Origin of the sequence: Pontibacterium sp., assembly GCF_964228735.1 — a bacterium.
Lineage (GTDB): Bacteria > Pseudomonadota > Gammaproteobacteria > Pseudomonadales > Balneatricaceae > Pontibacterium.
This window is the reverse complement of record NZ_CAXRBQ010000134.1, coordinates 1-8,148: the sequence shown is the minus strand read 5'-3', so window position 1 is coordinate 8,148 and position 8,148 is coordinate 1. Positions and strand designations below refer to the sequence as shown.

The following is an 8,148-nucleotide window of genomic DNA, read 5'->3' as shown; positions in this document are numbered from 1 at the left end:
AGTGCTGGGCTACGATCTGTGGGATCTGGTTCAGAACGGACCAGCGGAAGATCTGAACCAGACTGACAAGACTCAGCCTGCACTGCTGACTTCTGGTGTGGCGCTGTGGCGTTTGTGGCAGGAAAAGGGCGGTGAGCAGCCGGCGGTAATGGCGGGTCACAGTCTGGGTGAATACACCGCACTGGTGTGTGCAGGTGCAATCGACTTCGCTGATGGCGTCAAGCTGGTTAAGCTGCGTGGTGAGTTTATGCAGCAGGCTGTTCCGGCCGGTACCGGTGCAATGGCCGCGATTCTTGGCCTGGCCGATGATGCGATCGAAGCAGCGTGTGAAGCTGCAGCTGAAGGCGATGTAGTATCTCCTGTTAACTACAACTGCCCGGGCCAGATCGTAATCGCTGGCGAAAAAGCTGCTGTAGAACGTGCGATCGAAAAATGTAAGGAAGCAGGCGCTAAGCGTGCTGTTCCTCTGCCGGTGAGCGTACCGTCTCACTGTGCACTGATGAAGCCAGCAGCCGAGAAGATGGCAGTAGAACTGGCAAACATCGAAGTTAAACTACCAGCTATTCCGGTCATGCAGAACGTGGATGCGTCTGTGCCACAGTCCGTTGAACAGCTGAAAGACAACTTGCTGGCTCAGCTGTACAGTCCAGTGCTCTGGACAAAGAGTGTTCAGGCAATGGTTGAGCAGGGCGTAGAGTCTACTGTTGAATGCGGTCCGGGCAAGGTATTGTCTGGTCTGAATAAGAAAGTACACAAGCCGCTCAGCGTTGTTGCTATTAACGAACCGGCTGGTCTGGACAAGGCCCTCGGTCAGTAATTTCCGGAGCAAGGAACTTAGTAATGAGCATTGAAGGTAAAGTTGCGCTGGTTACCGGCGCTACCCGAGGTATTGGTAAGGCAATCGCTAAGGAGCTGGGTCGCCAGGGTGCTGTTGTAGTAGGTACTGCCACCAGCGAGAACGGCGCAGCGACTATCTCCGAATATCTGACTGAAGCAGGCATCAAAGGTACCGGTCTGGTACTGGATGTGGCTTCCTCTGAGTCTGTAGATGCGGTGCTGAAGGATGTTCAGTCCGAGTACGGCGCGTTTGAGATTCTGGTGAACAACGCGGGTATTACTCGCGACAACATCATGATGCGCATGAAAGACGACGAGTGGGATGCGGTGATGAACACCAACCTGAACTCCGTATACCGTCTGGTTAAAGGTTGTCTGCGTGGTATGACCAAAGCGCGTTGGGGCCGCATTATCAGCGTAAGCTCCGTTGTTGCTTCTATGGGTAACGCAGGTCAGGCGAACTACGCAGCTGCAAAAGCGGGCATGGAAGGCTTTACCCGTGCGCTGGCACGTGAAGTTGGTTCCCGCAACATTGCTGTAAACTGCGTGGCACCTGGTTTTATCGATACTGATATGACCTCTGGCCTGCCAGAAGAGCACAAAGAAAAACTTCAGTCTCAGATCCCGATGAACCGTCTGGGTCAGCCTGAAGAGATCGCTGCAGTTGTTGGCTTCCTGGCCAGTCAGGGCGGCGGTTATGTGACCGGTGAAACGATCCACGTCAACGGTGGCATGTATATGTCCTGATAGGGGCATCAAAGAATTGTTTTTTTTCGTCAATTGGCGATAATGTGCCGTCAGTTAACGATGAAAATTATCGCTGACCTGCTTGAACAGGCAGATCGGCTTCATTAGAATCCTGTACCACATCATTAATGTGGTGGTGTTGATAAGAAGATAGGAAGAGCTATGAGCAACATTGAAGAGCGCGTAAAGAAAATCATCGCTGAACAGCTGGGTGTTAAAGAAGAGGAAGTAGTAAACTCTGCAGCATTTGTAGAAGATCTGGGTGCTGACTCTCTGGACACTGTTGAGCTGGTGATGGCTCTGGAAGAGGAATTCGAAACCGAGATCCCTGACGAAGAAGCAGAGAAAATCACTACTGTTCAGCTGGCAATCGATTACGTACTCGCTAACCAGTAATCGACACAGTCTAGAATACCCGAAAAGCCGCAGCTATCTCGTATAGTGCGGCTTTTCTTTTATCTGTAGGTTGCATTTTGGGAGGATCATGATGTCACGCAGGCGAGTGGTTGTTACCGGTTTGGGTATGCTTACCCCGGTTGGTAAGACAGTCCAGGAAACCTGGGAAAACATCTTGGCAGGAAAAAGCGGTGCGGCGGATATCGAGCATTTTGATGCTTCTGCGTTCCCAACCCGTTTCTCTGCATCGGTTAAGAATTTCGATGTCAGCGAATATATGAGCGCCAAGGAAGCGCGTAAGATGGATCTCTTCATCCAGTACGGTATGGCTGCCGCTATTCAGGCGGTTAACGATGCTGGTTTGGAGGTGACCGACGAAAACGCGCCGCGTATCGGTTGCGCAATTGGTTCGGGTATCGGTGGTGTGCCGATGATTGAAAAGAACTGTGATCTGCTTGAGAAAAGCGGTCCACGCCGAATCTCTCCATTTTTTGTACCTGGCAGCATTATTAATATGATCGCAGGTAACTTGGCGATTAAGTACGGCTTTAAAGGCCCGAACATCGCAATTACTACTGCGTGTACAACCGGAACCCACAATATAGGTCAGGCCATGCGCATGATTCAGTATGGTGATGCTGACGTGATGTTGGCGGGTGGTTCTGAGATGGCAACAACGCCGTTGGGTATCGGTGGGTTCTCTGCAGCGCGTGCGCTGTCTACCCGCAACGAAGATCCGCAGGCAGCAAGTCGTCCATGGGATAAGGACCGCGATGGATTTGTACTGGGTGACGGTGCCGGTATCCTGATCCTTGAAGAATATGAACATGCCAAAGCACGCGGCGCGAAGATCTATTGTGAGCTTGCAGGCTTTGGTATGAGTGATGACGCGTTCCACATGACTGCGCCGCCAGAAAATGGAGAGGGCGCTGCGTTGTCGATGAGCAATGCGATTCGTGATGCGCAGTTGAATGCTGACGAAGTGCATTACATCAACGCGCATGGAACCTCCACGCCGGCGGGCGATATTGCTGAGTCCAATGCTGCGAAGCAGGTGTTGGGGAGTGCGGCCGAGCAGGTTCGCATGAGCTCTACCAAGTCGATGGTTGGGCATCTGTTGGGTGCGGCCGGTGCGGTAGAGGCGATCTTCTGTGTGCTGGCTCTGCGTGACCAGATCGCACCGCCGACGATCAACCTGGACAACCCGTCCGAAGGTTGTGACCTGAACTATGTGGCGCACCAGCCACAGGAAGCGGCGCTGAACGCGGCGATCTCCAACTCCTTCGGTTTTGGTGGTACCAACGGGACGTTGGTCTTCAAAAATATCTGACACATCTAGATGTGTTAAAGCGGAAGTGTTTGATACCTTCCGCTTCTTTTCCTTGATAATCACCTCTCAGCAATATTTCCATTCAGTTCAAAGGCTTAAGGTGGTAACTTGACCTTTATATGAAGGTTCAGATATCTGAAGGTCCACAGTGCGATGACTCAAACCCTCTGGATTAACGGCAAGCAGCAGACGCAGATTGACGTGCGTGACCGTGGTTTTGCTTATGGTGATGGTCTGTTTGAGACTATTCAGATCAGCCATGGAAAATCACAATTCATGGCGCGTCACATTGCGCGGATGCGCAGTGGGGCCGTGCGCTTAGGCTTGGACGTTTCGGTTGTCGACCAACTGCTTGAGGATCTGGCTGAGGTCAACTTGCCGGACGATGGAGTGCTAAAGCTTACCCTTTCGCGAGGTGTAGGAGGTCGGGGCTACGGTTATGCTACGGATATGGGAGCAACCCGCGTTATTATGTTGGGGCCGAAGCCTGCTTATGGTAATCAAGCAGAAGAGGGGATAACCCTAAGGGTTTGTGATACACGATTGGGTGTGAATCCAACACTGGCGGGTATCAAACACCTTAACCGTCTGGAGCAGGTATTAGCGCGAAACGAGTGGTCCGATCCGGCGATCAATGAAGGTGTTGTACTGGACTACGAAGGGTTCGTAGTAGAAGGTACCATGAGCAATCTGTTCTGGGTGAAGGATGGGATTATTTATACGCCTTCTCTCGAACGATGTGGTGTCGCGGGTGTTGTTCGCGATTTCCTGATTGAAAAATTTTCTGCAGACGGTCACTCAGTCGAAGTTGGATTGTATCCGCTAGCCGATGTCATCTCTGCAGATGAGATCTTCGTATGTAACAGCCTTATCGATATCTGGCCGGTGAAGCAGCTGGATTCGAATTATTATGCATTAGGTCCGGTTGCAAAAGCTGCCGGGAAGTATCTTGTAGAGGAGTATCTGGCGTGAGCCGTGGTCTTGTGTTGGTATCGCTGCCCGTTGTATTGGCGGCGGGTGCAGCGGCAGTAGGCTGGCAGCAGTATCAAGGGTTTCTTAACGCGCCGGTAACAGTCGATGCAGACTATGTGTTGGCGGTGCCAAAAGGCAGCAGTTACAACACGGTTGTAGGGGCGCTGGTCTCCGATGGCGTAATCGATAAGCCGCTATTTATGAAAGCTTACGGCCGTCAAAGTGGGCTGGCGGCGAAGATTCGAGCGGGCGAATACAAGATCGAGCAGGGTACGACACCAAAAGGGCTGGTTGATGTGCTGGTTAGCGGTAAGTCCATCCAGTACAGCTTCACCATTATTGAAGGCAGCACCGCTAAGGATCTGCTCGCACAATTGCAGCAAGACCCGGTGTTGGTACAGACGCTTAAAGACAGATCCGTGGATGATGTTAAGGCTGCATTGAAGGTTGAGCATCCGTCACTGGAAGGTCTGTTTCTGGCGGAAACCTACAACTTCGAGCGTGGTACGACGGATCTGGATATCCTCAAACGCTCCAAGAGAATGCTGAACCAGAAGCTGCAGGCAGCATGGGAGCAGCGTCCGAAATCCCTGCCGTACAAGAGCGCTTATGAAGCGCTGACAATGGCGTCCATTGTGGAGAAGGAAACTGCACGTCCTGATGAGCGTCCGGAGATAGCAGGGGTATTTGTGCGACGCCTCAATATGGGAATGCGCCTGCAGACTGATCCAACCGTAATTTATGGTATGGGTGATAAGTACAAAGGTAATATCCGTCGGTCCGATCTACGCCGACCTACGCCATACAATACTTACGTGATCAAAGGATTGCCGCCGACACCGATCGCCTTGGTGGGTGAGGAGGCGATCCTGGCTGCTTTGAATCCGAAGCCGGGTAAATCGCTTTATTTTGTTGCAAAAGGCGATGGCAGCCACCAGTTTTCAAATACTCTGAAAGAACATAACAATGCGGTGCGACGCTACCAGCTACAGCGCCGTAAAGATTACCGGTCGACACCTTAACAGATGAATACACTGAAGCGTGGTTGCTTTGTCACCGTTGAAGGTACCGAAGGGGTGGGTAAGTCCACCAATATCGAGTTTCTGTGTTCACTGCTGCAGGAGCGGGGCATTGAGATTGTGCTGACGCGAGAGCCGGGTGGCACACCGATGGCGGAAGAGCTGCGTAACCTGCTGCTTCAGCCACGTGAAGAGAATGTATCGGAAGATGCTGAGTTGCTGCTGATGTTTGCGGCGCGTGCTCAGCATATCGAGAACGTGATCAAGCCTGCGCTGGAACGTGGTGCCTGGGTGATCAGCGATCGCTTTACCGATGCCACCTTTGCTTACCAGGGCGGTGGTCGTGGCGTGAACCAGGAGAGTATCTCACTGCTGGAAAACCTGGTGCAGAAAGGGCTTCAGCCTGACCTGACGTTGCTGCTGGATCTGGATGTTGAAACCGGATTGGCGCGAGCCAGCGCACGCAGTGCACCGGATCGTTTTGAACAGGAAAAAGTGGCCTTTTTTGAGAAAGTCCGCGCGGCTTACCTGAAGCGAGCTGCGAATGACCCTTTACGTTTTGCGGTTGTTGATGCCTCTGTAGAACTGGATGCAGTTCAGCGCCAGATCGCTCAGGCGGTCAATCGTTTTGTGGAGCAGCACGATGGCTAAGGCTGAGGTCTTTCCGTGGCTGGCTGAGCGCTGGTCTCACCTGTGTGAATTGCATCGCACCCAGCGTTTGCCGCACGCGCTGATTGTGCATGGTGTCCAGGGTATCGGTAAAGCCAACTTCGCCACTGCGTTCGCTCACTACCTGCTGTGTCAAAACCCGCAGGGTGACCAGCCATGTGGCAGTTGTAAGGCTTGTGAGCTGAACAACGTAGACGGACACCCAGATCTCTATCTGCTTGAGCCGGACGATGTCGGCAAACCGATCAAGGTTGACCAGATTCGTCAGCTAACTGATTTTATCTGCAGTACCGCGCAACAAGGCGGTTACCGTGTGGTGATCATCAACCCCGCGGATGCGATGAACATTGCTGCGGCCAACGCCCTGCTGAAGATGCTGGAGGAGCCGGGGCAGGATACGGTCCTGATGCTGATCACCGATCGTTTAGGGCAGGTAATGCCAACCATCAAAAGCCGTTGTCAGCGTGTTGAATGCCCGCTGCCAAGCGAGCAGGTAGCCACGGACTTTGTTGCGCAGGCGTTGAGTCTGGATACCGATGAAGCCCGGCGCATGCTGCGGATCAACAACGGTGCCCCGATGGCAACGCTTAATTACAGTGAATCGGACCAGGCGGAGTGGCGCAGCCAGCTTGTCAAAGGTCTGGCGGACGTGCTCAAACAACGCCGTACTGTTGTTGAAGTGGCGCAGGCCTGGCAGAAAGCGGATCTGGAGTTGATGCTTGGCTGGTTGTACAGCATGTTGGTTGATATCTCGCGTGCCAAGGCGACCGACAGTGAGGCACTGAAACAGGAAGATGCGCACAACATGTTGGTGGCGGTGAGCCGCAAAACCAATCCGGCAAAAGTGTTCGAGTTGGCAAATCTGGTTCAGGAAGAGCGTAAAAGCCTTATACTAAGGCAAAACACGAATAAGCAGATGCTGCTCGAGCGTATTCTGCTGGCCTGGTCGGCGATAGCACGGTAACGGAGTATAGAAATGTCAGTGGTCCCGCGTCTCAGTCACGGTATCCTTTCGCTTGTCATCGAGAACAAGGAAGATCTCTACAAAGCATACATGCCTTATATCAAGCATGGCGGCCTGTTTGTGCCGACACAGCGCAATTATCACCTCGGTGAAGAGGTGTTTATGTTGCTGGAGCTGATGGGAGAGACTGACAAGATTCCGGTCACCGGCAAAGTGATCTGGGTAACACCAAAAGGTGCTCAGGGCGGCCGCGTACCGGGTATTGGTATCCAGCTCTCCGCCGAAGACTCCACGCTGGTCAACACCATTGAAAACCATCTGGCGGGTGCGCTGAACTCCGAGCGCCGCACAAACGCCCTCTAATAACACGTACACGTAGTTCTATTATGTTTATCGATTCCCACTGTCACCTCGACAGGCTGGACCTCTCCCCCTATGAAGGTAATTTCGAAGCCATGCTGGATGCAGCACAGGCCCGTCAGGTTCAGCAGATGCTTTGTGTCTCTATTGAGATGGAGCAGTTTCGCTCCATGTATGACCAGATCAAACCGTATGAGCACATCTTTGCTTCCGTTGGTGTACATCCACTGAATACTGACGGTCAGGTTGTCAGCGTTGAAGCGTTGGTCGAAGCGGCGCAGTTGCCGCGTGTCGTCGCCATCGGTGAAACCGGGCTGGATTACTACTACCAGCAGGACACGGTTGAGGTTCAGCAGGAAAGTTTCCGTAACCACCTGCAGGCATCGTCTGACACCGGTCTGCCGACCATTATCCATACCCGTGATGCACGGGAAGACACACTGCAGATTATCCGAGAACACGGTAATGCGGATGTGGGTGGTGTGTTGCACTGCTTTACCGAAAGCTTGGAGATGGCAAAGGCGGCGCTGGATCTGAACTACATGATCTCCTTCTCGGGCATTGTGACATTCAGAAATGCTGCGGAGCTGCGTGAGGTGGTTAAAGCGATTCCAATGGATCGGATTCTGATTGAGACCGATGCACCATACCTGGCGCCAGTGCCGCATCGTGGCAAGAAGAACGAGCCGAAATATGTGGTTGAGGTGGCGCAGTGTGTTGCTGACCTGAAAGGGCTGCGTATAGAAGAGGTGGCAGAACAAACCACCGTGAACTTCCAGCGTTTGTTTAGTCGCGCGCAGGCCGTGTGAGTAGAGGAGGGAGCTTATGTTTTACTATCCGCCTGTCGAGTACAT

The 8,148-nt window shown here is 52.8% G+C and carries 10 protein-coding genes; all 10 read left to right on the top strand.

Annotated features, from left to right (window positions below):
• Positions 1–817, top strand: an 817-nt coding sequence (fabD, locus tag ACEQ15_RS15155; RefSeq protein WP_370280064.1) for an ACP S-malonyltransferase, incomplete at its 5' end; no start/stop codon positions are given.
• Between the two features lie 23 nt (positions 818–840).
• Positions 841–1,584, top strand: coding sequence for a 3-oxoacyl-ACP reductase FabG (gene fabG, locus ACEQ15_RS15150; RefSeq protein ID WP_370280063.1), 744 nt, complete (start codon positions 841–843; stop codon positions 1,582–1,584).
• 162 nt (positions 1,585–1,746) lie between these two features.
• A complete protein-coding gene (gene acpP, locus ACEQ15_RS15145) occupies positions 1,747–1,980 on the top strand; it encodes an acyl carrier protein (protein WP_282355327.1) in 234 nt (77 codons plus the stop codon).
• 91 nt (positions 1,981–2,071) lie between these two features.
• Positions 2,072–3,310, top strand: coding sequence for a beta-ketoacyl-ACP synthase II (gene fabF, locus ACEQ15_RS15140; RefSeq protein ID WP_370280062.1), 1,239 nt, complete (start codon positions 2,072–2,074; stop codon positions 3,308–3,310).
• A gap of 153 nt (positions 3,311–3,463) precedes the next feature.
• A complete protein-coding gene (gene pabC / locus ACEQ15_RS15135) occupies positions 3,464–4,282 on the top strand; it encodes an aminodeoxychorismate lyase (protein ID WP_370280060.1) in 819 nt (272 codons plus the stop codon).
• On the top strand, positions 4,279–5,304 hold the full coding sequence (mltG, locus tag ACEQ15_RS15130; RefSeq protein WP_370280059.1) for an endolytic transglycosylase MltG: 1,026 nt from the start codon (positions 4,279–4,281) through the stop codon (positions 5,302–5,304). The genes pabC and mltG overlap by 4 nt, the downstream gene beginning before the upstream one ends.
• A gap of 3 nt (positions 5,305–5,307) precedes the next feature.
• Positions 5,308–5,952, top strand: a complete 645-nt coding sequence (gene tmk / locus ACEQ15_RS15125) for a dTMP kinase (RefSeq protein ID WP_370280058.1) — start codon at positions 5,308–5,310, stop codon at positions 5,950–5,952.
• Entirely contained in the window at positions 5,945–6,934 is a 990-nt protein-coding gene (locus ACEQ15_RS15120) for a DNA polymerase III subunit delta' (RefSeq protein ID WP_370280057.1), read from the top strand. The genes tmk and ACEQ15_RS15120 overlap by 8 nt, the downstream gene beginning before the upstream one ends.
• Before the next feature lie 6 nt (positions 6,935–6,940).
• Positions 6,941–7,297: a PilZ domain-containing protein gene (locus ACEQ15_RS15115; RefSeq protein WP_370280065.1), complete on the top strand. Its 357-nt coding sequence runs from the start codon at positions 6,941–6,943 to the stop codon at positions 7,295–7,297.
• Positions 7,298–7,320: 23 nt separating this feature from the next.
• Positions 7,321–8,103 (top strand): TatD family hydrolase, encoded by a 783-nt coding sequence (locus tag ACEQ15_RS15110; protein ID WP_370280056.1) that lies wholly within the window; start codon positions 7,321–7,323, stop codon positions 8,101–8,103.
• Positions 8,104–8,148 lie beyond the last annotated feature (45 nt).

Bases quoted from the DNA above. Each gene is read 5' to 3' on its own strand.
- ACEQ15_RS15110 (WP_370280056.1), top strand. From the start codon at position 7,321: ATGTTTATCGATTCCCACTGTCACCTCGACAGGCTGGACCTCTCCCCC.
- acpP (WP_282355327.1), top strand. From the start codon at position 1,747: ATGAGCAACATTGAAGAGCGCGTAAAGAAAATCATCGCTGAACAGCTG.
- fabF (WP_370280062.1), top strand. From the start codon at position 2,072: ATGTCACGCAGGCGAGTGGTTGTTACCGGTTTGGGTATGCTTACCCCG.
- tmk (WP_370280058.1), top strand. From the start codon at position 5,308: ATGAATACACTGAAGCGTGGTTGCTTTGTCACCGTTGAAGGTACCGAA.
- ACEQ15_RS15120 (WP_370280057.1), top strand. From the start codon at position 5,945: ATGGCTAAGGCTGAGGTCTTTCCGTGGCTGGCTGAGCGCTGGTCTCAC.
- fabG (WP_370280063.1), top strand. From the start codon at position 841: ATGAGCATTGAAGGTAAAGTTGCGCTGGTTACCGGCGCTACCCGAGGT.
- pabC (WP_370280060.1), top strand. From the start codon at position 3,464: ATGACTCAAACCCTCTGGATTAACGGCAAGCAGCAGACGCAGATTGAC.